We start from the raw sequence: 24,914 nt of genomic DNA on the forward strand, positions 1-24,914 counted from the left end.
ATTCCAGTATAACATATCTGGCTTGGTTCGGAACATACGTTTGCCACTATCCGGTAATTTCATAGACCCTCAGCAGCGCACAACAAAAAGCCCACAGTTTATCCAAACTGTAGGCTCTTTGCCTGAATATATATCGATATGTTGGATCCACAATTGAAATCGCAAGATTAGTTCTTTTTACTGCGCACTTCAAAAATGGCGAATTTCAGATAATGACCTTCGTCTACACCCAAAATTTGAGGGTGATCCTTGCCGGCTGCTTTCCAGTCAATCAGACGCAGTACTTTGCCTGCATCCTCGGCTGCGTCCGCAATCGTTTCCAGGAAGAGGTCTGGACGCATGTGGTAAGAACAGCTTGCCGTTACCAGATACCCTCCCTCGTTCACCAGTTTCATCCCTTGCAGGTTGATGTCTTTATATCCGCGGCACGCACCTTTGACCGCTGATTTCGTTTTGGCAAATGCCGGCGGATCAAGGATGACCACATCGAACGTTTTACCACCGGCTGCAAGCGCTTTGGAAGTATCCACTTTCTGTTCTCCGGCACGCGCACGTGCATTACGATCATCGAGGCCTTTGACCTGCTCACGTAAGTATTGGAATGCATCCGCAACGACAAATTCGACCCTGTCAGTGAAACCGTTCAGCTCTACGTTGATTCGTGCACTTTCAATCGCATGCTCTGAGATATCAAGGCATGTTACTTTTTTGGCTCCATATTTACAGGCGTTCAACGTGAAGCTGCCTGTGTGTGAGAAACATTCCAGCACCGTTGCCCCGTCCCAATAAGGAAACGTCACTACCTTGCCGCTTTTGTTCACAGGAAGCCATTGCTCCGAACCATCCTGCTCAGTCTGTTGGAGCGTAATGCCACTCTTGTAGCCCCAACCCTTCATAAGAGGTTCGATCGCTGCACGATTCTCGCGCTGGTCGAAGAAGTAGCCAGTCTTCTGGCCTTCCACGATATCGACCTTAATGAGCAATCCGTTCTCAGTTACCGTGACATGACGCGGGCAGTCCCCATATAGAGGTCCCTTCGTCTGCTCCAAACCTTCCAGTTCACGAATGGGAACATCACTGCGTTCATAGATGCCCTCAGGCTGCATCACTTCCACGAGAGCTTGTACGATCGCTTCACGACAACGGTCCATGCCCAGTGTGAGCAACTGTACAACAAGAACACTGCCAAAGCGGTCAACAATCAGACCTGGCAGAAAATCAGCTTCCCCATAAACGAGACGATACGCCTCTCCATCCCGGATAAAACGCTCCCGGTGGCGCAAGCAATCACGAAAACGCGCTGCAAAAAAAGAAGTGTCCATCTGTTCAAATTCCAAAGGCTGATAGGCTACGACTCTAACGGTAATTTGAGATGCAGGGTTATAGTAACCCGTCGCTAAATAGCGACCTTGATGATTCAATACGTTGACCAAATCTCCCGGCTCGGGGTTTCCTTCAACGGAGGCGATTTCATTGTTAAATATCCATGGATGAGCATGTTCAAGCCGCTTTTTGCGACTGCGTTCCAGTGTAACGGATGGCAAGATCGATTCACTTCCTTTAATTTATTGTTCAAAAGATAGGCTTGGTGCAAAGGAGACCGCTGCGGGTATGGATTGGACTTTCGATCGCTGTTTCATTGTTATAGATGAATCTCAAATTCACACTTGCCACTACGATGACAGAACAACCTTCCGATCGCTGTTATCCCCAGATTTTTTTGATTCCCTTTCTTAAGGGAAAATCCGGGGATAAAGGCGAGCGCTTCGCTTCTTCAGGTTTTTTCTGCCCTCTCCGTTCCGTGTGAATCTTTAATTCAACCCCTATTACAATAAACGCTTCGCTTCTACTGTTCCAATTCCATCCCCTCCGCTGCGTTTGCGGAATCTCCGTATCTTTTGATCCGGGGTGCGGTAATTGGGGTGATGCTTCGGCGACGAATTATTTCTCCGATTCTTTTACCTAATTAGTAATTCAGTTAGCCTGTCATGGTTGTCCCTACTTACTCATAGGATGAGATAAGGATATGCACGGAAGGAATGATGAACTCATGTTCAGAGATGTTGTGTTGCCCCTGTTATACGGGCTTCTTATCTTTTTTGGCGGGATGAAGCTGATGGAAACCGCCTTACAACGAATGGCAGGGCCCCTGCTGGCTGGATGGCTGGACCGGGCCACTTCAGCTCCCTGGAAAGGCATGGCTTTCAGTGCAGGTGCAACAGCCTTGCTGCAAAGCAGTACCGCGGTCACCGTGCTAACCATTGGACTAGCTAATGCCCGATTGATTACGTACGGACGCACACTTGGCATTATCCTCGGCACGAACATCGGGACGTGCCTGACAACGGAACTGGTTGGACTGCAGATCGGGCGTGCTTCCCTGCCTCTGCTTGCCCTGTCCCTGACGGGATGGGCTGTCTTTGTTGTGCTTGGTGAACGCAATCAGGCAGCTCCAGAGCGCATGCGCCGGACTCTGTTCAACATGCAATACAGTTTCCTCGCAGCTGCCGGATTTGCTCTCGTCATGACAGGCATACAAGTAATGCAGTCCATAGCCGTACCGCTGCGAAGCATGGGCGTATTTCAGTGGTTCCTGGACCGCTCAGCCGACAGTTTGTGGTGGGGCTTCCTGGCAGGCGCGTGTCTGACGGCACTCATCCATAGCAGTGCAGCCGTCATCAGCATGGCGATTACGCTTGCAGCCACAGGGGTATTACCTGTGGAGATCGGTATCGCCATTGTTATAGGGTCCAACGTGGGGACCTGCATCACTGCCGTGATTGCTGCCGCTGGCGGAGCATCTGCAGGCAAATTTGTCGCAGCCTCCCATGTCGTATTAAACATCGCGGGGGCGCTGCTGTTTATGCCGCTGATCGGCCAGCTGCATGCAGCTTCGGCCTGGCTGTCAGCGGATAACGGGGCACAGATTGCGCATGCCCAGACCCTTTTTAACGTCACCAGTTCCCTGCTTGCCCTGCCATTCTGTTACTTGCCCATCTGGCACAAAAAACCACCGGTCTCCACCCCAGTGGCGAAGTCACCCATGGCTTGATGTTTTGAACCCGCTCGACAAACTGTAGCCCAACGTGCCACACCTACAAAATTAGTCAGTCTTTTATTGTATTATACGTTAATGCCCAACTTATTCAGCGCCTCACGTAGTATATCATCGTTATTATCGTACCCGCTTTGCTGCTGTCTGGACCATGCTTCTTCCGGAGCATACCAATCCACACCTTTGATTTCTTCAATCTGAGGCTGGAGATCGCCGCTTTCCGCTTCAACGAGATAATAATGAACTTCCTTGTCCACTGGACCAAACTCTGCATGCTGATACGTATAGGCGATAATATCAACCGGCTCTACAATCCGGCCCACCATACCCGTCTCTTCCAGAATCTCGCGCAGAGCCGTTTGTTCGATGGTTTCTCCATCTTCCATCTTGCCCTTGGCAAGAGTCGTTTTGCCATAACGATCTACAATTAATTGAATTTGAAGCTTCCCGTCTTCCCCAGTACGGTACACAACGCCGCCTGCCGAAATTTCTTTTTTGTTCATCTTGCTCTCCCCCAATAACGGAATAGTCTTCATCTTTTTCGGAAAAAGAAGGACCTCATCTCCCGGGTATACGTTCCCCAAGGAAATGAAATCCTTGTTACCAACGCTCGATTACATCGCTGCGGACTTCAGATTTTCTTCCAACACTCGAACCAGCGTTGCCTGGCTCTCATTCACGCCTGCCTCGGTCACTTTGACGCGGCACACTTTACCGACCATATCCAGGGATCCATCGAAGACCAGTTGAATGTAGTTGTCACTGTATCCGTGCAGTTTGCCACTACCCTCGCGGCCCTTGGCCTCGCCTTCAGGTATGACATCCAGTACCTGTCCCACAAACTGCTTAGCGTATGCCAGCTGCATTTGCTCCGACAGATCAATCAGTTCATGTACGCGGGCATTTTTGACATCCTCGTCCACCTGATCTTCCATACGCGCTGCCGGTGTTCCGGTCCGCTTGGAATATGGGAATACGTGCATCTCGGAAAAACCGATTTTCTTCATCAGCTCGTAGCCGTTACGGAACATCTCATCCGTCTCACCCGGGAACCCTACAATAACGTCGGTTGTAATCGCTACATCCGGCATCGCTTCCCGAATGCGAAGCATTTTATTGTAAAACTCTTCGGTCGTATATTTGCGGCGCATACGCTTCAGCACCGTGTCATCGCCCGCTTGCAGCGGAATATGGAAGTGGCGAACGAGCTTATCTGAACGTTTGATTACATCCAGCATCCGGTCATCAATCTGGCTCGCTTCAATCGAGCTGATACGTATACGCTCCAGACCCTCCACTTTGTCCAAGTCCCACAGCAGATCCGTCAGATCGTAATTCTCCATGTCATCCCCGTATCCACCAGTATGAATACCAGTAAGGACAATCTCCTTATATCCGGCATGTACGAGCTGAACAGCCTGTTGAATGATGCTGTTCGCTTCCCGACTACGGGAGAGCCCACGCGACCACGGAATAATACAGAATGTGCAGAAGTTATTGCAGCCATCCTGAATTTTCAGGAATGCGCGTGTACGATCAGCAAAATCAGGTACATCCATCTCTTCAAATACCCGTGTCTTCATAATATTGCGCACCGCGTTAACAGGCTGACGGGATTCCTGAATTTCCTTGACATATGGCAAAATTTTGTCCCGATCCTGTGTACCGATGACCAGATCCACACCAGGGATGTCCAGAATCTCTGCCGGAGAAGTCTGCGCGTAGCAGCCGGTTACGGCTACAATCGCATCCGGGTTGCGCCGAATGGCACGACGGATAATTTGACGGCTCTTTTTGTCGCCGGTATTGGTCACTGTACAAGTATTAATCAAGTATACATCCGCTGTCTGTTCGTCGAAGTCTACCTGATCATATCCTTCGTTTTTGAACAATTGCCAAATCGCCTCTGTATCATAAAAGTTAACTTTGCAGCCCAAGGTGTAAAACGCCACGGATGGCATAATTACATCCCCCCCATTTCTCCGGATTCATATAACACACAAGTGAGCGCCGCCATTCCAGCTGTCTCTGCCCGCAGGATGCGTTTGCCCAATCCTACGGAAACCGCGCCCGCCTGATCGGCTTCAAGCGTCTCCTTTTCGGAGAATCCACCTTCAGGTCCAACAACGATCAACACTTCGGCCCTTGCATCAGGTGCAAGCTGCTCCACAAACGGCTTCAATGCATCTCTTAATTGCTTGCCGTTTTCTTTTTCATAACAATAACATACCAAATTGTAGGCCTCAAAAGAAGATAGCAGCCCTTTCCAGGAAAGTGGCTGCTCGACGGATGGGATGCGATTCCGATGACTCTGCTCAGCGGCTTCCTTGGCGATTTTCCGCCACCGATCCAACCGTTTGCCCTCTTTCTTGGCGTCATATTGCACAATCGTACGTTCCGAAAGGAAGGGAACAAATGAGACAGCCCCAATTTCGGTACATCTCTGGATAACCGTCTCCATCTTGTCGCCTTTCGGCAAACTTTGGGCCACTGTAACACGAATACGTGCTTCATGGTCCATCTCAAGCGGCTCCACAATAGTCGCTGTTACTTGCTGAGCTTCGATGCTTTCAATCTCTACCAAAGCTTCTTTGGAGTTTCCGTCACTGACAATCAGTTTATCTCCAGGTTTACCACGCATCACCTTGCCAATATGGCGCGCATCATCACCCGTGATGACCACGGAATGTTCATTAAACTGTTCTGCAGATACAAAATAACGCTGCATAAGTCTGTCCACCCATTCTATCCTGTTATGATTGAAATTCACCCCGCCTGACGGCAGGCGTGAATCCAATCGCCACAGATGATCATACAACTTTTATGTCCTTCTGACCAGTATTTCAGTCCCATACACTATACGTTTCTAACGATATAAACCGATGATTAACCTTGCCAGATCCACATACATATTCTGGGCAAATTGATATAAAGGTTGAATCGTCGCATTTTGCAATGGAGGAATGACAAGGATCAAAAGGAAAATAAATATGGACCATTGCTCTACCCCTTGCAGCTTCCGGCTGATTGAAGGCGGCAGAATATCCTCCAGAATTCGATATCCGTCCAATGGAGGCAACGGAATCAGGTTAAAGAGAAACAGGAAAAAGTTCGTTAGGTTAAATATGGAGAAAAACATGGTAATTGCTGTAAGCAAACGCTCATTTTCAATGCCACCCAGCGCTCCCGAACCAACCAACGAAGCATAGATAATAGTACCGATGATGGCCAGCAGCAAATTGCTCACAGGCCCAGCTACGGATACAATGACACCCATCAGTCTTGGTTTGTCAAAATTGGCCCGATTGACCGGAACCGGGCGGGCCCAGCCGAAACCGGCAATAACGAGCAGCAGTACACCGAACAAGTCAAAGTGTACGACCGGATTCAGTGTGACCCTACCTAAGAGCTTGGCCGTCGGATCACCAAATTTGTTGGCAAAATACGCATGAGAGAATTCATGCACGGTAAAAGCAATCAGGATGGTCAGCAGGAAAAATGGAAGCTGATCCAGCGGGTAACGAAAAAATGATTCCAAATTCATCGATTACCTCTTTCTGGCTACAAACGCGATCCAGTCCTCATCGCGGTGTACCGAACTGATTTCAAAGCCGGATGCAACCAGCGCATCATGCACCACCTGCTCTTTATTTTTCCAAATGCCAGAGGTAATATAAACGCCTCCAGACTCAAGCGCATGATAGACATCATCCACAAACAGCATAATAACCTCGGCCAAAATGTTCGCAACGATGACTTTCACCGGAAGCTTCACGCCCAGCGCAGGGTCCTGACTGCCCAGAACAGAGAGCAAATCGCTTTCTTTAACTGTAATTTGCTGGTTCAATCCATTCAATTCCACGTTCTCCTTGGCACTGGCTACTGCAACCGGATCAAGGTCCAGCGCCAGCACATGCTTGGCACCAAGCTGAATAGCGCCGATAGCCAGAATACCTGATCCTGTGCCTACGTCAATAATCTCTTCGCCACCCTGAATGACCGATTCCAGTGTACGGAGGCAAAGCGAAGTGGTTGGATGTGTTCCCGTACCAAACGCCATGCCTGGATCGAGCTCAATAATTTTCTCATCCGGACCTTGCGGCGTATACTCTTCCCATGTCGGTTTGATGGTCAGACGTTCCGAGACACGCACCGGCTTGAAATATTGTTTCCAGGCATTCGCCCAGTCATTTTCATTCACTGTTCGCATCTCAAAACGTATTTCTCCCGCATCAATATCGAATTCTGAAAGCTGCTCAATCCGAGGACTAACCTCAGATTGCAGGGCCTCCATGTCCGTACCTTCGGAAAAGTATCCTTTGATCACTGCAAAGCCTTCAGGAATATCATTCAAAGGAAATTCGTACAACTCGCCATACGTCGTATCCCGTTTTTTATTTAAAGTACCGGACTCTTCAATTGAGACCCCTCCAGCACCCGCTTCATGTAAAAAATTCGAAATCATCTCCACAGCTTCTTCTGTGGTATGTATTGTTAGTTCATGCCATAACATACTTCATTTTTCCTCCTCATTTTTCAAACATCCCAACTATTGTACTACACAAGCAAGCAGGTGTACAAAACCGCGCCAGTAAAAGAAACAACAAAAACAGGATACCCGCAGTCTAACTGCTTGAATATCCTGTCTTCAATCGATTTAAACCCTTTAAATAGTTGTTCAGCAAAAACGTCCACCATTCTGAGTAATCATCTCTGCAGCTTGCGGGAGAGAGTCACTGGATACAGAAACAGTCAACAAAATTTCTTGTCTCGGCCTGCCTGCAGAGCCATCTTCCACATCATCATATACTTGGCCACCAGACAGGATTTCAATCTTATCGCTAATGAGCGAAAGTACATTCAACTCACCACTGAATCCTCCGACAATAGCTGTAGGGGAACTGTAACTGGCATCAGGCGTTTCGAGATTCGAGCGAGCTGCTTCATTCTGAAGGCTTTCGATGCTTAGCTGATTCGGGTGCAGCAATGCCAGAGCTCTCCGTGCAGATTCGGCCTCGGACCAGCTTGTAAACACGGCCTCAATGATCACTGCGGAGCGATCTTCAGTCATGAAGCTCCCGTCCCTGGCGACGATCAGCTGCTTCACTGCGGCGCAGAGCCTCTATATCTTCATGGTCTGCAGCTTCGGCGCTGAATTCCACATCCTCATTTTTGGCGGACTGCATTCGTTTCATCTTTTCTGTTTTCGTCAAAATCTTGCCTGGACGTTCATGTTCTGCCATCGTTATGCTCCTCCTTCAAATTGTATAAGTCCAACTAAGCGTATTTACACTGGCACTCCGATGACAGAACAAACTTCCGATCGCTGTTATCCCCAGATTTTTTTGATTCCATCCCTTAAAAGAGAAAATCCAGGGATAAAGGCGAACGCTTCGCTTCTCCAATTTTTTTCTGTCCTCTCCGTTATCGTGTAAATATTTTGGTTGAAACTTATATGGATTTCAAAACTAAATCATACCGCCAGCTTGTTCGATAATAGATAGGGCGCGATGATGCACCGCCTCGTCTACGACAACGGTCAGTAATACATCTCGGCCTGTCGGGCCCTCTTGTCCGCCGTCACTCATACCACTCGCAGATGGATCTGCTGCAGCCATGATTCCTGCACTGGCATTCGTGCCTAGTGCACCAGGCACCCAGGAAGAAAAACTGCCGGAAACACCCGACGTATAGGAAGCTCCACTTGGTCCTACACCTGCATAACGACTGAATCGATTGATTGACAGGTCCTCCACACGTAATGCCTCCAGTTTTTTGGCTGCCCCCTCCGCTTGCTCCGGGCTATGGAAATAAGCCAAAATATTTTTTTCGGTCATCCGGTTCACCTGCTTCCCTAGTTTTCGGCACATCAGTAACCACTGAATGCTCATGTCTGGTATCTTTCCGCAACCGTGCCCTTATTATGCAAAAAAGGACACCCAGCGGAAAAACCGCTGTGGTGTCCTTTTACATTCATGATAAAACTCAGTCTCCACGGAAAGCCCGTTTCACCCGGTCAAAGAAGGATTGCTCATGTTCATGCGTTTGTTCTCCATCCAGCGCAGCAATTTGACGAAGCAGATCTTTCTGCTCGTCATTCAGCTTGCTTGGCGTGACTACAACCACTTTTACATGCTGATCGCCTTGCCCCATACCACGCAGACGTGGTACACCCTTGCCTTTAAGACGGAAGTACGTTCCCGTTTGTGTACCGGCAGGTACTTTCAACTTCACTTTCTCGCTCAACGTTGGGATCTCAATTTCATCTCCCAATGCCGCCTGAGCAAACGTGAGCGGAATTTCGCAATAGATATCGTCGCCTTCACGCTCAAAGAAATCATGTGATTTCACACGGATGACAATATACAGATCTCCTGCTGGTCCGCCACGCAAACCACCTTCACCTTCACCGGTCATACGCAGTTGAGCTCCATCATCTACACCCGCTGGAATGCGAACATGAATTTTGCGTTGTTTGCGCACTTTACCGCTGCCGCTGCACGTTGTACATTTTTCTTTTATGATTTGCCCTGATCCGTTACAGTTCGAACAAGCACGACGGTTGACCATACGGCCAAACGGTGTATTCTGGACTACTTCCTGTTGACCGCTACCTTGACAGACCGAACAAGTTTCGGGCTTGGTTCCCGGTTTGGCACCTGAGCCATGACAAGTATCACAGCCTTCGGTGCGCGGAATGGTAATGTCGGTTTCTTTGCCAAATACCGCTTCCTTGAACTCGATCGTCATGGTGTATTGCAGATCGTTCCCCCGTTGCGGAGCATTCGGATCACGTCGTCCACCGCCGCCACCCCCAAAGAACATATCGAAGATGTCGCCAAAGCCGCCGCCGCCAAAATCGCCACCGCCGCCGAATCCGCCCTGATTTGGATCAACATGACCGTATTGGTCATACTGTGCCCGCTTCTGGCCGTCACTGACCACATCATAAGCTTCTTTAACTTCCTTAAACTTGGCTTCCGCGTCAGCAGCCTTGTTTACGTCAGGGTGATACTGACGGGCAAGCTTGCGGTATGCCTTTTTGATTTCCTCGTCGCTGGCATTTTTGCTGACGCCGAGTACCTCATAATAATCACGTTTTTCAGCCACTCTTCCACCCCCATATCATTCACCTTATCGCACATCGTGACAAAAGGAAAGTCAAAGCACGGGAGCCCCGGCTATGACTTTCCCCTCGTTCCGAACGTCACCGATGATTAATTCACCAAGAATCGTGAATTAGTTTTGTTTTTTATCTTCATCCACAACTTCGTAATCAGCGTCTACGACGTTGTCACGTTTCGCGGAACCTTGTTGCTCTTCAGCACCTTGAGCTGCTTGCTCTTGAGCTTGTGCTTGCTCGTACAGTTTAACAGACAGTTGTTGAACGATCTCTGTCAGTTCTTCTGTAGCGGCTTTGATATCTTCCAGGTTGTCGGAAGCCAGGACGCCTTGCAGTTTTTCTTTTGCCGCGTTGGCTTTTTCAACTTCACCAGCGTCTGCTTTTTCGCCAAGATCCTTGATCGTTTTGTCAACAGAGTAGATCAGTTGATCTGCGCTGTTTTTCGCTTCAACGAGTTCTTTGCGTTTTTTATCTTCTTCAGCGTGAAGCTCAGCGTCTTTCATCATTTGCTCAACTTCAGCATCGCTCAGACCGCTGGAAGAAGTGATGGTGATTTTTTGAGTTTTATTTGTACCTTTGTCTGTTGCAGAAACGTTAACGATACCGTTGGCATCAATATCGAAGCTAACTTCGATCTGTGGAACACCACGCGGCGCTGGAGGAATATCTCCGAGCATGAAACGTCCAAGCGATTTGTTACCCGCTGCCATCTCGCGCTCACCTTGCAGGACGTGAATCTCAACGCTTGGTTGGTTGTCTGCGTAAGTGGAGAATACTTGGGATTTGCTTGTAGGGATCGTTGTATTGCGCTCGATCATTTTAGTGAATACGCCACCCGCTGTTTCGATACCCAGGGACAATGGAGTTACGTCAAGCAATACAACGTCTTTCACGTCACCTGTCAGTACGCCCGCTTGTACAGCAGCACCCAAAGCTACAACTTCATCCGGGTTAACGCCTTTGTGAGGCTCTTTACCAGTCAGCTTTTTGATCGCTTCTTGTACTGCAGGAATACGTGTGGAACCACCGACCAATACAATTTTGTCGATATCGTTAGCAGTCATTCCCGCGTCGCTCAGTGCACGGCGAGTTGGTTCAAGCGTACGCTCAACCAGACCTGCAGAGATTTCTTCGAATTTCGCGCGGCTCAGGTTCAATTCCAAATGTTGAGGAACGCCATCAGCCACAGTGATGAATGGCAGGGAAATCGTTGTAGTCAACACGCCGGAAAGTTCTTTTTTCGCTTTTTCCGCTGCATCTTTCAAACGTTGAACTGCTGCTTTATCTTTGCTCAGGTCAATGCCTTGATCTTTTTTGAATTCACTTACGAGATAATCAATGATTACTTGGTCGAAGTCATCGCCACCCAGTTGGTTATCCCCGCTGGTCGCTTTAACTTCGAAGAAGCCGTCACCCAGTTCAAGGATGGATACGTCGAATGTACCGCCACCCAAGTCATATACGAGAATCGTTTGGTCTTCGGATTTCTCCATACCGTATGCCAAAGCTGCTGCAGTTGGCTCGTTGACGATACGCAGAACTTCCAGACCTGCGATTTTACCTGCATCCTTCGTTGCTTGACGCTGGCTGTCATTGAAGTAAGCTGGGACCGTGATAACCGCTTGAGTTACCGTTTGACCCAGATACGCTTCAGCATCGGATTTCAGTTTTTGCAGGATGATTGCAGAGATCTCTTGTGGGGAGTAGTCTTTGCTGTCAATTGTTTCTTTGTGGGATGTACCCATATGACGCTTGATCGAGATGATCGTACGATCTGGATTTGTGATCGCTTGACGTTTGGCAGTTTCACCAACAACGCGTTCTCCGTCTTTTTTGAAACCTACTACGGATGGTGTGGTACGAGCGCCTTCCGGGTTTGGAATTACGACAGCCTCGCCGCCTTCCATAACCGCTACGCATGAGTTTGTTGTTCCTAAGTCAATACCGATTACTTTACTCATTGGAAAATATCCTCCCTCGACAATTTAAATGGATCAGATTGATCCTTATTTTATTTTTTCACTAGTCGTGCTCTATGTGTGTACAAACCTTTATATTAAGCTTCGCTGGCCTCGTACAATCATGTAGTTAACCCATTGCATTCTGCTACAGAAATTATGAACTCACTTTAACCATAGCCGGACGAAGCACTTTATCCTTCAGCATATAGCCTTTTTGGACTTCCTCAACAACGGTACCTTCTTCATACTCGTCGCTTTCCACTTGCATGATCGCTTGGTGGAATTCAGGATTAAACGGTTGTCCTACCGTATCCATTGCAGTCAGACCTTCATTATTCAGCACCGTTTCCAGCTGACGGAAGATCATTTGTATGCCTTTGGAGAAAGATTCAACTTCAGTACCTTCCGGTACAGTAGCCATGGCACGCTCGAAGTTATCAATAACTGGTACCAGTTCGTTAACCAGCTTCATCGAAGCGTATTTCGCCAGTTCTTCTTTTTCCTTCTGCGTACGACGACGGAAATTGTCAAAATCAGCTTGCGCACGGACAAAACGCTGTTGTTGTTCCTCTGCTTCTGCCTTCAAACGCGTAATCTCATCTTGCTCCTGATCTGCCATCTCTTCCGCCTGTGCTTCTGCAGCTCCGGCTTCGTTGACAGGTTCCTGTTCCGCTGCTGTAGTCGATTGCTGCTCCTGTTCTTCTGCTGCGAATGATTGCTCCTCTTTCAAGATGTTCACCTCCTTATAAGAATGAAATGCTCTTGGATTCATTCCCTTATTTGAAACGATGCGTTAGCATGGCCGTCAAATCACGGGATAATGTATTTAAAATATGAATGACACGTGCGTAATCCATTCGCGTAGGTCCCAAAATTCCGATGGAGCCCAAAGCTTCTCCATCCAATGAATAGGATGCCGTTATCAGGCTGCAATTGGCGAAGGCTTCATGATCATTCTCGGTACCAATTCGCACCTGAATACCAGATCCACCCTGCACGGGCATCATCAATTTCATGAGTGTTGGTGTCTCATCCAACAGATCCAATATATCTTTTACTTTTTCAATATCCTTAAATTCAGGTTGGGTCAACATATTGGTTGCACCACTGAGGAACAGACGATTGTCATGTTCATTGTCAAAGGCACTGTTCAGCACCTGCATGACTTCCTCATAACGTGTAATATGCCGTTCCATCTCTTGTCCAAGCTCTGTATAGAGACGAGACTTCAACTTGTAAATCGGCACACCAACCAGCTTACTGTTCAACAAACGAACCACATTCTCCATCTCGGCAACCGAGATTTCAGGCGGAATCTGAACGGTCTTGTTCTCCACCTGGCCCGTATTCGTTACAATGATTGCAACGGCTTCGCTTTCGTTAAGCGGAAGCAGTTGAAAATGACGAAGTGACGTATGAAAGACTTCCGGTCCAAGCAGGATCGAAGTATAATTCGTCATATGTGACAAAATAACTGAGGCATGCTGAATAACTTGTTCCATCACGTTCAGCTTTTCCGCGAAGAAAGACTTTAAGTCATCCAGTTCTTGCGGTTCCACTTGATTCCAAGGAACCAGATGATCGACATAATATCGATAGCCTTTATGCGAAGGAATGCGACCAGCCGATGTATGTGGCTGTTCCAGAAAACCCATGTCTTCAAGATCTGCCATTTCATTACGGATCGTAGCCGGACTGTATCCAACATCTCCCCTTTTGGAAATGCTTCGGGACCCTACGGGCTCAGCTGAACGGATATAGTCATCCACTATAGCGTTCAGAATCATTCGTTGACGCTCAGTTAACATGGTGAGTATTCCCTCCTTCTGACTGTACTGTCCCATGTCGTTAGCACTCCGGTTAGATGAGTGCTAAGCGGTAATACAAAAATACCAAACTGACGTGATCGTTGTCAAGTGAGTTTGATGAGTACGCTCATCTATTTATAGTATAGACCAATATATGCAAGTCCTAACAACTTTGCTGCACATCTAATGAATTAAAAAGAACCGCATCTGATTGAGTGTACTGCTCGATCCATGCGGTTCATTATTTATTAGGCGGAAACGTTCAACTCTTTCAATACGGCAATCTCATCACAGCAATCCTGTTTACTGCAATAAACACAGTCGGTCCATACTTTTTCCGGGAAAATCTCCTTTTCCACAACAGCGAAGCCATTTTTCAAGAAAAAAGAGACCTCATATGTCAACGCCATGACCTTGGGAATCTGTTGTTTCTCCGCTTCTTCTACCAGCCGCTCCAGCAGCAGTGAGCCAATGCCCATGCCTTTGTGACCTTCCGAGATGCCGAGGGACCTGACTTCCACCAAATCATTCCCCAGACGGCAAAGGGATCCACATCCTACAACTTCACCATTCACTTCAGCTACAACAAAGTGCTCCAGCTGCCGATGCAGTACTTCCCTTGAACGCGGAAGCATGATTCCACGCTCTGCATAGCCCTTAATCATTTCAAATAATGGTTCAACATCTTCCGGTACGGCTTTTCTGCATATGGCCGACATCCAGCTCTCCTCCTAATAAGAAGCTTTCCAGAGGAAAGCCAACTTCGTAGTTGTATAAATCACACGCTCTGTAAAATCAATATGAATAAATATACAACAGAGCGTATATAATTTCAAGCTACGAATTCAGCGATATCGACCCGATAAACTCGGCAAAAACGTCATTTCCGAACAGGATGCCCTGCTCACTAAGCCGGAAGCCGTCTGGCGTCTTCTCAAGCAGTCCTGCATTCAACATTTTGCTTAAAGGCTTCGCAAACACTTCCTCCATGGACTCCCCGAACTGTTTGCTGAACCGCGACGATGAAGCGCCTTCCAGCATTCTCAGTCCAACCATCAGGTAATCTTCCATCGCCTCAGCACGGCTGATCTCAAAATGATCGAGACGCGGGAGCCCTGCCCTGGAAGCTTCAACATAAGGGTTTATACCTTTAATATTCATATGACGTTCACGGCCCACATATCCATGCGCACCTGCACCCAGACCATAATAGTCCTCATTCCGCCAGTACGTAATATTGTGACGACTCTCAAAGCCAGGTTTGGCAAAGTTACTGATCTCGTATTGTCCGTAGCCCGCTTCTTTCATGCGCTTCATTAATAGAAGATACATTTGCAGCTCGTCATCTTCATGAGGAAGGGGAAGTTGATTTTTCTGATACAACGTATGGAAAAGGGTATTCTCTTCCACCTTCAGACTATAGATAGAATAGTGAGGGAGGTCCAGTTCCAGCGCTTTGTCGATACTCTCGTTCAGCATCTCAACCGTCTGGTTTGGCAAACCAAACATTAGGTCAATAGACAAGTTATGCAATCCGGCAGCTCGGGCATTCTCCAGACTGCGGTATACATCATCTGTATTATGAATGCGGCCAATGCCTGTTAGCAGATCATTTTGAAAAGCCTGTACCCCAAAACTGACGCGGTTAACTCCGCCTTCCTTCATGACTGCAAGCTTCTCTGCATCAGTCGTCCCAGGGTTTGCTTCCATCGAAAATTCGATATCGTCTGCCCAGTTCGGAAAATAGGTCTTAACTGATTTCAGGAATACGGCCATTTCGTCCGGCTTCAGTGCAGTCGGCGTGCCGCCGCCCACAAATATGGTTTTTATTTCTCCCGGCGGATTCGCCTGGACCGTATGTTCCATCTCCCGTTCCAGCGCTTCAAGATATTGCATAACAGGCTGGTCCTTCAATACATAGGAGTTAAAATCGCAATAAAAACATTTATTTGTGCAAAAGGGAATGTGAAGATACACCGCTTGGGGTGCAACTGTTTTCCGGCTGTGTGCTGCCAATGTCATGGCAAGTCCCCCTCTATTTGAAAAAAGGAAAGCCATCCGGCTTCCCTTTCAGCTTGGTTTATTTTTTATTCTGTGCTGTACCCCGTTTGCAAGCAAACGTCTTACAATTCAATTTTGATACACACACTCCGTGATGTACCCAAAAACCAAATATCCTTTATCCTTTCATACACAAATTATTGATGTACCAAAAGGATTCACGTGACGTTTGCAAGCAAACGTCTTTTGAATCTAATTTGAATACACACATTCAGTGTTGTACCTCAAAATAGGTTGTTTAATCATCAATTTTCAGCACCGCCATAAACGCTTCCTGCGGTACCTCTACGTTACCGACCTGCTTCATCCGCTTCTTACCTTCCTTCTGCTTCTCAAGCAGTTTCCGTTTCCGCGAGATGTCACCGCCATAACACTTGGCAAGTACGTTTTTACGCATCGCTTTTACCGTTTCACGAGCTACAACCTTGGTACCTACAGATGCCTGGATCGGCACCTCGAACATTTGCCGTGGAATCAGCTCGCGCAGCTTCTCACAGATAATGCGCCCGCGGTTATACGCACGGTCACGGTGAACGATAAAGGACAAGGCATCGACTTGCTCACCATTGAGCAAGATGTCCATTTTCGCCAAATTGGACTGACGATAACCGGACAGCTCATAGTCAAACGATGCATATCCTTTGGTGCTTGATTTCAACTGGTCGAAGAAATCATATACAATCTCGGACAACGGGATCTCATACGTAATGGTAACCCGAGTTGTGTCCAGATATTCCATATTCACATATTCACCGCGTTTATTCTGGCAAAGCTCCATAATCGTACCCACATAATCATTCGGTACAATAATCGAAGCCTTCACATACGGTTCCTCAACAAAATCAATTCTTCCTACTTCAGGATAGTTGGACGGGTTATCAATTTGCATGACTTCACCGTTAGTCAGTGTCACGTGGTAGATTACACTTGGTGCGGTCGTGATCAACGGAATGTTGAACTCACGTTCAATCCGCTCCTGGATAACATCCATGTGAAGCAGTCCAAGGAATCCGCATCGGAATCCAAAACCGAGTGCACTGGAAGTCTCCGGCTCAAAGCTGAGCGACGCATCGTTCAACTGTAATTTCTCCAACGCTTCACGCAGGTCCACATAATCCGATGTTTCGATCGGATAGAGACCGCAGTAAACCATTGGATTGATTTTACGGTAACCCGGTAAAGGTTCCAATGTTGGATTTTTGGCGTCTGTTACCGTATCACCGACCTGGGTATCACCGACATGCCGGATACCTGCAACGACAAAACCAACATCACCCACGTTCAGCTCGTCCACAATAGTCATGCGTGGTTTAAACGCGCCCACTTCGATAACTTCAAATGATTTTCCCGTTGCCATCATTTTGATTTTGGAACCGGACTTGATTTTACCATCAATGACACGGATATATACGATGACACCTTTGTATGGGTCATAGTGCGAGTCAAAAATCAGCGCTTTTAATGGCTGGTCAGGATCCCCCTGTGGTGCAGGCACACTTTGTACCACTTGCTCCAGAATCTCTTTGATCCCGATGCCCGCTTTGGCTGAAGCCAGTACCGCATTGCTTGTGTCCAATCCAATGACATCTTCCACTTCCTGCTTCACCCGATCAGGATCAGCGCTCGGAAGGTCGATCTTGTTAATGACCGGTAAAATTTCGAGATCATTATCTAATGCCAGGTACACGTTAGCCAGCGTCTGGGCTTCAATCCCCTGGGCCGCATCCACAACCAGCAAAGCACCTTCACATGCTGCAAGGCTGCGGGACACTTCATACGTGAAGTCTACGTGTCCAGGTGTATCAATCAGATTCAAAAGATACTCTTCGCCGTCATCGGCTTTGTAAGTCAGCGCTACCGCCTGCAACTTGATCGTTATACCACGCTCACGTTCAAGTTCCATTTGGTCCAATACTTGTTCTTGCATTTCCCGTGTAGTAAGCGCACCTGTGTACTCCAAGATCCGGTCCGCAAGTGTTGATTTGCCGTGATCTATATGTGCAATAATTGAAAAGTTACGAATTTTACGTTGTCTTGCCCGAATGTCAGTCATTCCTTACCCCCAGAAACAGCCTAGTGTCAATCACTTCATTATAACAGTTGATGCAAGGAGCATCAATCCCGCGTTGCCCCAACTTTATCATAACCGTTACAGTAGCAAACTCCAAGGGTTTAGTTTGCCTGTATTCCATGGCGTTTTATTCAGCTACACCGCTAAATAAGGAAACGACCCACTTCATTCCGTTATGGGATAGATTCTGAAGAAGCCCTGCCGTTTTGTCGGCAAGCACATCGACAGGGGCCTTGTTCTGTTCTGCACCAAGTACCTGACTCGGAGAGAGAACAGGTACAACTGGCGCTTCCTTAACCTCCTGTTGTACAGGCTTGACTGGAACAGACTCGGCTGTCGGTGACACAGCTGTTTTTACAACTGCCGGGCTGCCTCCCGAATCATTACCCATATGAAAGTTGCTGCCAGCCAGTTGCATTCCGAACAGAACACCCAGCAACATTAATACGCAGATGGAAAATAATCTTTTACCGAATCTGGACACCATCTTCGCCTCCTGTCTCTATTTCTAGTTCTTACATATTAAAATGAATTAGCCACCTTTTGACGTTTTAACTGCGCTCGCTTTGTCCACTTTCTGTTCCTCCCAATACACTTGCGCAATCATGTCGGCAAGCACTTTTGAGGTTCGTTCCAATTCAGCAGCTGTATTGTCGATGCCACCAATTTCGATCAGAATGCTATTGGGTGAGAGCGTCTGGTTATATTCGCCATTGTTTGCCCCGCCGCCATCCTTACCCCAGACGCCCCGAGACACCCCTGGATACTTCGCTTCCAGTTTCTTATGAATTTTGGCCGCAAAGGCTTCATTCTGCTGCCAGTTTGGATTTTCATGTCCAATGATAAAATATACTTTGGCGTAGCCCAACTTATTAATAGTTGTTGTGGTTTTATTATGACGTTGTGAGTCACGGTGAATATCAATCAGATACGTAAGATCTTCATTTTGAGCCAGCGCAGCTTTTACGGTCTGACGGGAATATTTATAAGAATAGTTCCAGTTGTAATCCTTAACTTTCGTAGGATAATCTTCTTTGGCATGTTCCACTCCGATCCCCAGCTTTTCGAGACTGTCAGACAAGTAGGTACCTACTTGAAAAACGTTTCCTGTAGATTTACCAGAGGACGGGTTGTCACTCTTCGTGCCAAGAAGCGGATTATACCCTTCACGCGGATGAGAATGGTAGACAAGCACTGCCTTTTTTCCTGTCGTCGGTGTGCTTGGATCATCTTTCCCGCCACTTTTCGGTGGCGGATCTTCCTTCACTTCGCCATCACCAGACCCCTGCGGATCAGATGGCTCGGTATGGTCTTGACCTGGAGGAACATGCTGTTCGCCGCCCGACTTCCCCCCACCTGCTGATGCAGTATCCGTGAGTCCAGGACCCGGCTGGTAGTCTTCTGGCGCTTCCCCTTTTTCATTTCCCGAACCAGGTCGCAACAATACGGGCTGATTCGAACCCATACCCGGCATTTCTCTAGCAATCAGGCTCTTCGGGTCCTGCGGATTCACATTCGTCAGCAACTGGAATACAAAGGAAGTCAGGTTCTCACCGGAAAACGCAGAGGTCTGTTCCTTTTGGGTGAGGTGCGGCATTTCCATGCCAAGCATGTCCACAAAAAAACGGCTTGAAACAGCGCCCGCAAATCCTTTCATGGAGGAAACCGGTGAATTATTCAAACGTTTTTCTGCCATTCCCCCTAGACCGAGTATTACAAAAAACAAGGCAGATATGATCATAAGCAACAACAACGTACGGCCCATGGCCAGCACGTGCAGACATCTTTTTTTCCATTTACCAATATTCCAGGCCAATATTTTGTTCATGCCTCTGTCTCCTTCCCTGCTGGACAACGCTTATACTTCAACTCTATGAGCCTGCCAGATTTGATAGAACAGGAAAAAGAAGATTGCACCCCAAAAAAAAGAAAGTCCGATAGATTCGAACCTTCTTCTTAAGAGTTTCAGACATTTAAATTTCAATATCAAAAATAAATCAATGGGTGTAGGCCGCTACATTCTCAGCATTAACCGCATCATGGAGCGCAGCGTTCAGTCCTGTTGCAATAATGTTGGCAATATCCTCGACAAATTCATCGATTTCCTTGGGGGTAACGATCAAATCATGTCCCAGTGGCTCTAAAACCTCCTTTACCAAACTGAGGCGGTCATTCTCACTGATGTCGTCCAGCATGCCCATAATCTGTTTCGTCTGATCCGTCTCCTGCCGAAAATGGGTACGCATCATTTCGATAACGTTATTCACGATAGTCGATGCATAACATACGGTAGGCACCCCAATCGCAATGCAGGGTACACCCAATATCTCCCGTGTCAATCCGCGTCGCTTGTTACCGATGCCTGAGCCAGGATGGATACCGATGTCCGCGACCTGAATCGTTGTGTTGACACGCTCCAGGGAACGTGAAGCCAAGGCATCAATGGCAATGATTGCATCCGGCTTGGTTCGGTCCACAATGGCTTGCACAATGTCACTGGACTCAATGCCCGTTGTACCCAGCACACCAGGAGCAATCGCACTGACTTCCCGATAACCGGGGGCAACCTGATCCGGTACCAATTCAAAATACTGACGGGTAACCATCAGATTTTCTACCACCAAAGGACCAAGGGAGTCTGGCGTTACCTTCAGGTTGCCCAGTCCCACAATCAGTATCTTGGACGTCTTGTTAATGCCCGCCTTGGCCAAAAAACCTTCCATTTCCCGCGTGAATTCTGCCGCAACCCGCTCCTGAAGTTCGGTATCCCCGTTACGAAGCGAGGGGACCTCCAATGTGACGTAGTGCCCCTTCACACGCCCAATGGCTGTGGCGGCAGCATCGTTCAGCACATCAATACGAGTAATAGTGATCCCGTCTTTCTGATCCACATCTTCCCGTAGCCCGGGAATCGTCTGTTTCTGTTTACCCTGAGCCATTTCCTTGGAGTCAATTGCCAAGTCTGTACGAATTGTATAGTTTTGCAAATCCAGTGTCATCTGTCCCTGCCTCCCTTACCGCATTTGAGCATATTGTGTGGGAAAATGATGTGCTTTATGCAGCACTGTCGAACTTCATAGGAAAATTGGTTGCAATTTGCATGCTAGCGTGCTAGAATATTTTAAGTTGTGAAACGTTTGTATTCATGCAAATGCCTTACAGGAGGTGAATGTAATGCCAAACATCAAATCCGCTGTTAAACGCGTAAAAACGAGCGACAAGCGCCGCGCACTCAACGCTTCCCAGAAATCTGCACTCCGTACAGCTGTTAAAGCTGCTGATGCTGCTCTGGTAAGTAACGAAGTTGATACTGCAAAAGCTGCGATTCAAGCTGCTTCCAAAAAGCTGGACAAGGCTGTAACTAAAGGTCTGGTTCATAAAAATGCTGCAGCCCGCAAAAAGTCTCGCTTGGCGAAAAAACTGAACGCTCTTTCCGCACAAGCGTAAGAAGCGTTACTTATACGATCTAATGGAAAAATCCTGAACAGCACGAGCTTTCAGGATTTTTTAGTATCTGATTCTATAAGCAATCAAATAAAGCGGCTCCTCATTCGAAGATCTCACCGTCAACGAATGAGAGGCCGCTTTGTTGTATCGTTTGCCTTTTATGCCCCAAGCCTTAACAAGAACAGCTCAAGTCCCAGCACTTTATCCACTGCGCCCGTCTTCATCTGATAATCCAGCTCACTGAGATGGCTCAGAATCAGCCTCAACCGTTCAGCCTGAAATTTCCGGGCCTGTTCACCAGCAATTTTGACAGCATAGGGATGCAGACCAAGCTGGCTGGCAATTTGCTGTTGGGAATAGCTCTGCTGCCCCAACTCTTTCACTTGGATCATGATCCGAAACTGACGGGCGATCAACGCTGCAATTTTGATAGGTTCTTCACGCTGTTTGAGCAACTCATAAAAGAGACCCAAAGCCTTCTCCAGGCGCAAGTTAGCCAGCTCCTCCACCAGTGCAAACACATTCTGCTCGGTGCTTCGCGCCACCAATGACTCAATATCCGCGCGTTTGATTGTACCCCCGTTGCCCGCGAACAAACATAATTTGTCCACTTCCGCAGATAATGTCTGCAGACCTGTCCCTGCATAACTTACAAGCGTATCCGCTGCTCCAGCCTCAAATGATACATCCCGCTGCTTGGCCAGCTTCAAAATCCAATGAATCAGCTCCTCACCACTTAACGGAGCGAATGCCAGGACAACAGCTTGTTTCTTGGCTGCCTTCACAAGTTTTTTACGCTCATCCAGCTTATCCCCTTGAGCCAGAAAAACAATAATACTATAATCTGCCGGATTGTCCATATATGTAAGCAGTCGGTCAATCTGGTGATCAATCTTGGAATCCTTGCCAGCTGTGAACAGATTGGCATCACGAACGATAATAAGTTTACGCGGGACAAGAAAAGGAACCGTCTCCGCTTCTTCAATAACCACCTCCACAGCTGTTTCAGACAGATCATACGGAATGATCGCAAATTCACGGTGCTCTTCTTCAATCACCTGTTGTTTTAGCATATCCGTAAATTGCTGTATCTGGTACTTCTCCGTTCCGTACAGCACATATATCGGAGCCGTTTCTCCGTTACGTATTGCCTTTGTCGCACTCTTTACATCCATCACGGTGCCTCCTTATCCCTCTTATCCTACCAGAAAACGTGATAGACAACAAAGGGACCTTACATCCGATTAACGGATATAAGGCCCCTGTCCTACATCTATATAAACGCGGACACCAACGATTCTAGAAAAGGTTGGTGCGCGGTCATACGACGTCAGTTGTTCCAACTGAGATAGGACGTTTTGGTTAATTCCATTATATTCTTGTCATACCTGGAGTGTTCGGCAAATCTAAAGGGTAAACATCTGATATACAGCCTATTTGCCAGAAGTTCCGTTAGAAGCAGTAGACACATTAAACGATTTCTTTATAGTTGTCCCATTTTGATCTGTCTCATAACTGAATACGGTACTGTCATTGGACCAGCTGGCAGATTTCAGTGTGCCCTCCATATTGCGCTGTTCAACCAGATTGAGTACATCCGAGTCAGCGGCAGATTTGGAGTACATGCTGATTTGGTCACCGATCAGCATGACCAGGTAGGTTCCATCCGGTGATTTCCATTCTTTTGGCGCCGTGGTGGTCGCTGCACCCTGATCTGTGGCGGCAAATCCTTTATTCCCGCCAGACGCATCCATTCCCGTCTCCGAATCCGGTGTCGTCGTTGCACTCTCTGTCGGATCTTCTACCTTCAGATCAGGCATATCCTGAGAAGTGAATACTTCCGAATCACTTGGTTCCGGCTCTGTTGTTTTACGGTCCTCAGAAACTGCCGGAGGTACGGTCCCAGCTGTAGAATCCTGGTTTTCCTGCTGATTTGCATTCTTTGAGCTATCCCCGGACTTGGAACTTGAAGGGGTATCTTTTGTTTCACTGCTCTTGTTCGATTCTGAACCAACAGCTGGCTGCTTAGGAGTGATGTCTTCCTTGATTTCAGGCTCTTTCACCTGTTCCGAGCCATCTGCTTCAGGAGCAGCATCCTGGGCTTGCTCATCTTCAATCGACGGCTGGTTATCTGAACGGTCAGCCCCCATACTGTCATCGCTCTCTGGGGAAGAAGATCCTTCATTGTTGATCTCTCTGCTCAGCGGATTTTGATCCGTGTTCCCGCTTTCTTGGCTACTTCCTGTGCTCATCATCATTTCGGCATTTTCTATCTTCTCTGGCTGATATCCGAAGATTGCAACGCCCAGAACAACAGCTGCGGCGGCAGCACCCACGGACATTCGGCCTGCCATGGAATTGAGCCATTTTTGCTTCGGTTTTCGCTCACTTGATCGCTGTAAATTCTCAAATGCAGCAGGGACAGGACTCATTTCCTGTAATGTACTGCTTTGTTCCCTCTTCGCTTCGTCGATTGCATCCAGTTGCGGCATAATGGCATCAACCAGACTGAATCTCGGGGTTACCTGCGGCAAATCTTCCAGTTCTCTGGAGAGAGCTCTGAGCAAACTAAAATTTTCGGCGCACTCCGGACACTTCGCCACATGCTGTAGCATCTGCTCGGTTTCCGCCTCGCCCAGATCATGATCCAGATACCGGTGCATCCATTCCACCACCTCTTCGCATTTCATCCTGTCACACCACCTTTCTGATACTCCTGTAGTAGATTTTGTAATTGCTGTCTGGCTCTAAATAAATAAGATTTAACCGTATTCAACGGAAGATCAAGGCAATCCGCAATTTCGTTATAGGATAAGTCCTGCAAATATCGTAGAACAATAACGGTACGATGATGCTCAGGCAGCTTGTTGATCGCATCCTGAATATCCTTTGCCACATACGTGGACATGACTTCGAATTCAACATCCTGATTGTCCTGAAAAACCATCTCATGCTCGTCAATGGAGACGGCGGGCTTGGTTCTTCTGAATTTATCAATACAGATATTCGTGACGATGCGCTGGACCCACGTCTTAAACTGGGCCTTTTCCTCATATGAATTAATCTTGGTGTAAATTCGGATCAACGCTTCCTGAGCAGCATCCAAAGCGTCCTGTTCATTATTTAGAATGTAATATGCGGTTCGATAAACATGCTGTTCAATGTCCCGCAATAGGGTAATTAGAGCGTCGCGATCGCCCGATTGAGCGGCTCTGATGAGTTCCGGCTCTACCACAAAGGATCCCCCTCTCCCTGCAACCTTACAGACGTGACCATCAATAAAATTGTTGCAAAGTTAAGTATTTTTTTTATATTGCCATAACAAAATAACGGCTTATGTATTGGGGCCGCTGAAATCTTCTCTTAGAATAACAGAAATTGCATAACG

Annotated in this window: 24 protein-coding genes; 2 read left to right on the top strand and 22 right to left on the bottom strand. The window is 47.5% G+C overall.

All coding sequences use genetic code 11. The features are described from left to right. Nucleotides 1-167: 167 nt before the first annotated feature. A complete protein-coding gene (locus ACFTRD_RS19845) occupies nt 168-1,544 on the bottom strand; it encodes a class I SAM-dependent rRNA methyltransferase (protein ID WP_379382915.1) in 1,377 nt (458 codons plus the stop codon). Nucleotides 1,545-2,050: 506 nt separating this feature from the next. Between ACFTRD_RS19845 and ACFTRD_RS19850 the strand changes: the two genes are divergently transcribed. After that, nucleotides 2,051-3,052 (top strand): Na/Pi cotransporter family protein, encoded by a 1,002-nt coding sequence (locus tag ACFTRD_RS19850; RefSeq protein ID WP_379383138.1) that lies wholly within the window; start codon nt 2,051-2,053, stop codon nt 3,050-3,052. A 71-nt stretch (nt 3,053-3,123) separates the two neighbouring features. Here ACFTRD_RS19850 and ACFTRD_RS19855 read toward each other — a convergent pair whose 3' ends face one another. The 18 genes from ACFTRD_RS19855 to gpr all read right to left on the bottom strand — a co-directional run bounded on the left by ACFTRD_RS19855 (nt 3,124) and on the right by gpr (nt 21,078). After that, nucleotides 3,124-3,558, bottom strand: a complete 435-nt coding sequence (locus tag ACFTRD_RS19855; RefSeq protein WP_379382917.1) for an NUDIX hydrolase — start codon at nt 3,556-3,558, stop codon at nt 3,124-3,126. Nucleotides 3,559-3,669: 111 nt separating this feature from the next. After that, entirely contained in the window at nt 3,670-5,016 is a 1,347-nt protein-coding gene (gene mtaB / locus ACFTRD_RS19860; protein WP_379382919.1) for a tRNA (N(6)-L-threonylcarbamoyladenosine(37)-C(2))-methylthiotransferase MtaB, read from the bottom strand. 2 nt (nt 5,017-5,018) lie between these two features. Beyond that, nucleotides 5,019-5,783 carry a 16S rRNA (uracil(1498)-N(3))-methyltransferase gene (locus ACFTRD_RS19865; protein ID WP_192269062.1) on the bottom strand — a complete coding sequence of 255 codons (765 nt, stop codon included), beginning with the start codon at nt 5,781-5,783 and terminating at the stop codon, nt 5,019-5,021. Nucleotides 5,784-5,921: 138 nt separating this feature from the next. Further along, nucleotides 5,922-6,599 (bottom strand): site-2 protease family protein, encoded by a 678-nt coding sequence (locus ACFTRD_RS19870; protein ID WP_192269064.1) that lies wholly within the window; start codon nt 6,597-6,599, stop codon nt 5,922-5,924. Between the two features lie 3 nt (nt 6,600-6,602). Next, nucleotides 6,603-7,568, bottom strand: a complete 966-nt coding sequence (gene prmA, locus ACFTRD_RS19875; RefSeq protein WP_379382922.1) for a 50S ribosomal protein L11 methyltransferase — start codon at nt 7,566-7,568, stop codon at nt 6,603-6,605. A 165-nt stretch (nt 7,569-7,733) separates the two neighbouring features. Continuing rightward, on the bottom strand, nt 7,734-8,126 hold the full coding sequence (locus tag ACFTRD_RS19880) for a hypothetical protein (protein ID WP_379382924.1): 393 nt from the start codon (nt 8,124-8,126) through the stop codon (nt 7,734-7,736). Beyond that, on the bottom strand, nt 8,119-8,298 hold the full coding sequence (locus tag ACFTRD_RS19885; RefSeq protein WP_017687220.1) for a YfhD family protein: 180 nt from the start codon (nt 8,296-8,298) through the stop codon (nt 8,119-8,121). The genes ACFTRD_RS19880 and ACFTRD_RS19885 overlap by 8 nt, the downstream gene beginning before the upstream one ends. 225 nt (nt 8,299-8,523) lie before the next feature. Further along, complete coding sequence (locus tag ACFTRD_RS19890) at nt 8,524-8,892, bottom strand: hypothetical protein (protein ID WP_379382926.1); 369 nt, start codon at nt 8,890-8,892, stop codon at nt 8,524-8,526. Between the two features lie 148 nt (nt 8,893-9,040). Next, a complete protein-coding gene (gene dnaJ / locus ACFTRD_RS19895; RefSeq protein ID WP_379382928.1) occupies nt 9,041-10,165 on the bottom strand; it encodes a molecular chaperone DnaJ in 1,125 nt (374 codons plus the stop codon). Between the two features lie 129 nt (nt 10,166-10,294). Beyond that, the gene (dnaK, locus tag ACFTRD_RS19900; RefSeq protein WP_079349668.1) at nt 10,295-12,139 is read right to left on the bottom strand and encodes a molecular chaperone DnaK; all 1,845 of its coding nucleotides are present in this window, start codon (nt 12,137-12,139) and stop codon (nt 10,295-10,297) included. A gap of 154 nt (nt 12,140-12,293) precedes the next feature. After that, a complete protein-coding gene (grpE, locus tag ACFTRD_RS19905) occupies nt 12,294-12,869 on the bottom strand; it encodes a nucleotide exchange factor GrpE (protein ID WP_379382931.1) in 576 nt (191 codons plus the stop codon). Nucleotides 12,870-12,915: 46 nt separating this feature from the next. Continuing rightward, on the bottom strand, nt 12,916-13,947 hold the full coding sequence (hrcA, locus tag ACFTRD_RS19910) for a heat-inducible transcriptional repressor HrcA (protein ID WP_062328691.1): 1,032 nt from the start codon (nt 13,945-13,947) through the stop codon (nt 12,916-12,918). 248 nt (nt 13,948-14,195) lie between these two features. Further along, entirely contained in the window at nt 14,196-14,666 is a 471-nt protein-coding gene (locus tag ACFTRD_RS19915; protein WP_379382933.1) for an N-acetyltransferase, read from the bottom strand. A gap of 118 nt (nt 14,667-14,784) precedes the next feature. Then, the gene (gene hemW, locus ACFTRD_RS19920; RefSeq protein ID WP_379382935.1) at nt 14,785-15,969 is read right to left on the bottom strand and encodes a radical SAM family heme chaperone HemW; all 1,185 of its coding nucleotides are present in this window, start codon (nt 15,967-15,969) and stop codon (nt 14,785-14,787) included. 277 nt (nt 15,970-16,246) lie between these two features. Continuing rightward, nucleotides 16,247-18,061: a translation elongation factor 4 gene (gene lepA / locus ACFTRD_RS19925; protein ID WP_192269082.1), complete on the bottom strand. Its 1,815-nt coding sequence runs from the start codon at nt 18,059-18,061 to the stop codon at nt 16,247-16,249. Between the two features lie 145 nt (nt 18,062-18,206). Further along, nucleotides 18,207-18,566 carry a hypothetical protein gene (locus tag ACFTRD_RS19930; RefSeq protein WP_192269085.1) on the bottom strand — a complete coding sequence of 120 codons (360 nt, stop codon included), beginning with the start codon at nt 18,564-18,566 and terminating at the stop codon, nt 18,207-18,209. 45 nt (nt 18,567-18,611) lie between these two features. After that, the gene (locus ACFTRD_RS19935; protein ID WP_379382938.1) at nt 18,612-19,907 is read right to left on the bottom strand and encodes a stage II sporulation protein P; all 1,296 of its coding nucleotides are present in this window, start codon (nt 19,905-19,907) and stop codon (nt 18,612-18,614) included. Between the two features lie 169 nt (nt 19,908-20,076). Next, complete coding sequence (gene gpr, locus ACFTRD_RS19940) at nt 20,077-21,078, bottom strand: GPR endopeptidase (RefSeq protein WP_379382939.1); 1,002 nt, start codon at nt 21,076-21,078, stop codon at nt 20,077-20,079. A gap of 175 nt (nt 21,079-21,253) precedes the next feature. Between gpr and rpsT the strand changes: the two genes are divergently transcribed. Continuing rightward, nucleotides 21,254-21,526, top strand: coding sequence for a 30S ribosomal protein S20 (rpsT, locus tag ACFTRD_RS19945; RefSeq protein ID WP_024628504.1), 273 nt, complete (start codon nt 21,254-21,256; stop codon nt 21,524-21,526). Nucleotides 21,527-21,684: 158 nt separating this feature from the next. Here the strand turns inward: rpsT and holA are convergent, their stop codons facing one another. From holA to ACFTRD_RS19960, 3 genes are all read right to left on the bottom strand, one after another. Continuing rightward, a complete protein-coding gene (gene holA / locus ACFTRD_RS19950) occupies nt 21,685-22,701 on the bottom strand; it encodes a DNA polymerase III subunit delta (RefSeq protein WP_192269091.1) in 1,017 nt (338 codons plus the stop codon). A 258-nt stretch (nt 22,702-22,959) separates the two neighbouring features. Beyond that, on the bottom strand, nt 22,960-24,216 hold the full coding sequence (locus ACFTRD_RS19955; RefSeq protein WP_379382942.1) for an anti-sigma factor family protein: 1,257 nt from the start codon (nt 24,214-24,216) through the stop codon (nt 22,960-22,962). Beyond that, nucleotides 24,213-24,761: an RNA polymerase sigma factor gene (locus ACFTRD_RS19960; protein ID WP_379382944.1), complete on the bottom strand. Its 549-nt coding sequence runs from the start codon at nt 24,759-24,761 to the stop codon at nt 24,213-24,215. Before ACFTRD_RS19960 ends, ACFTRD_RS19955 begins: the two co-directional genes overlap by 4 nt. Between the last annotated feature and the right edge of the window lie 153 nt (nt 24,762-24,914).

Origin of the sequence: Paenibacillus sp. NPDC056933 (assembly GCF_042674385.1) — a bacterium.
GTDB lineage: Bacteria > Bacillota > Bacilli > Paenibacillales > Paenibacillaceae > Paenibacillus.

What these genes read in the sequence shown, in the direction of transcription:
- ACFTRD_RS19850 (WP_379383138.1), top strand. Translation starts at nt 2,051, where the DNA reads ATGTTCAGAGATGTTGTGTTGCCCCTGTTATACGGGCTTCTTATCTTT.
- ACFTRD_RS19855 (WP_379382917.1), bottom strand. Translation starts at nt 3,558, where the DNA reads ATGAACAAAAAAGAAATTTCGGCAGGCGGCGTTGTGTACCGTACTGGG.
- mtaB (WP_379382919.1), bottom strand. Translation starts at nt 5,016, where the DNA reads ATGCCATCCGTGGCGTTTTACACCTTGGGCTGCAAAGTTAACTTTTAT.
- ACFTRD_RS19865 (WP_192269062.1), bottom strand. Translation starts at nt 5,783, where the DNA reads ATGCAGCGTTATTTTGTATCTGCAGAACAGTTTAATGAACATTCCGTG.
- ACFTRD_RS19870 (WP_192269064.1), bottom strand. Translation starts at nt 6,599, where the DNA reads ATGAATTTGGAATCATTTTTTCGTTACCCGCTGGATCAGCTTCCATTT.
- prmA (WP_379382922.1), bottom strand. Translation starts at nt 7,568, where the DNA reads ATGTTATGGCATGAACTAACAATACATACCACAGAAGAAGCTGTGGAG.
- ACFTRD_RS19880 (WP_379382924.1), bottom strand. Translation starts at nt 8,126, where the DNA reads ATGACTGAAGATCGCTCCGCAGTGATCATTGAGGCCGTGTTTACAAGC.
- ACFTRD_RS19885 (WP_017687220.1), bottom strand. Translation starts at nt 8,298, where the DNA reads ATGGCAGAACATGAACGTCCAGGCAAGATTTTGACGAAAACAGAAAAG.
- ACFTRD_RS19890 (WP_379382926.1), bottom strand. Translation starts at nt 8,892, where the DNA reads ATGACCGAAAAAAATATTTTGGCTTATTTCCATAGCCCGGAGCAAGCG.
- dnaK (WP_079349668.1), bottom strand. Translation starts at nt 12,139, where the DNA reads ATGAGTAAAGTAATCGGTATTGACTTAGGAACAACAAACTCATGCGTA.
- hrcA (WP_062328691.1), bottom strand. Translation starts at nt 13,947, where the DNA reads ATGTTAACTGAGCGTCAACGAATGATTCTGAACGCTATAGTGGATGAC.
- ACFTRD_RS19915 (WP_379382933.1), bottom strand. Translation starts at nt 14,666, where the DNA reads ATGTCGGCCATATGCAGAAAAGCCGTACCGGAAGATGTTGAACCATTA.
- hemW (WP_379382935.1), bottom strand. Translation starts at nt 15,969, where the DNA reads ATGACATTGGCAGCACACAGCCGGAAAACAGTTGCACCCCAAGCGGTG.
- lepA (WP_192269082.1), bottom strand. Translation starts at nt 18,061, where the DNA reads ATGACTGACATTCGGGCAAGACAACGTAAAATTCGTAACTTTTCAATT.
- ACFTRD_RS19930 (WP_192269085.1), bottom strand. Translation starts at nt 18,566, where the DNA reads ATGGTGTCCAGATTCGGTAAAAGATTATTTTCCATCTGCGTATTAATG.
- ACFTRD_RS19935 (WP_379382938.1), bottom strand. Translation starts at nt 19,907, where the DNA reads ATGAACAAAATATTGGCCTGGAATATTGGTAAATGGAAAAAAAGATGT.
- gpr (WP_379382939.1), bottom strand. Translation starts at nt 21,078, where the DNA reads ATGACACTGGATTTGCAAAACTATACAATTCGTACAGACTTGGCAATT.
- rpsT (WP_024628504.1), top strand. Translation starts at nt 21,254, where the DNA reads ATGCCAAACATCAAATCCGCTGTTAAACGCGTAAAAACGAGCGACAAG.
- holA (WP_192269091.1), bottom strand. Translation starts at nt 22,701, where the DNA reads ATGGATGTAAAGAGTGCGACAAAGGCAATACGTAACGGAGAAACGGCT.
- ACFTRD_RS19955 (WP_379382942.1), bottom strand. Translation starts at nt 24,216, where the DNA reads ATGAAATGCGAAGAGGTGGTGGAATGGATGCACCGGTATCTGGATCAT.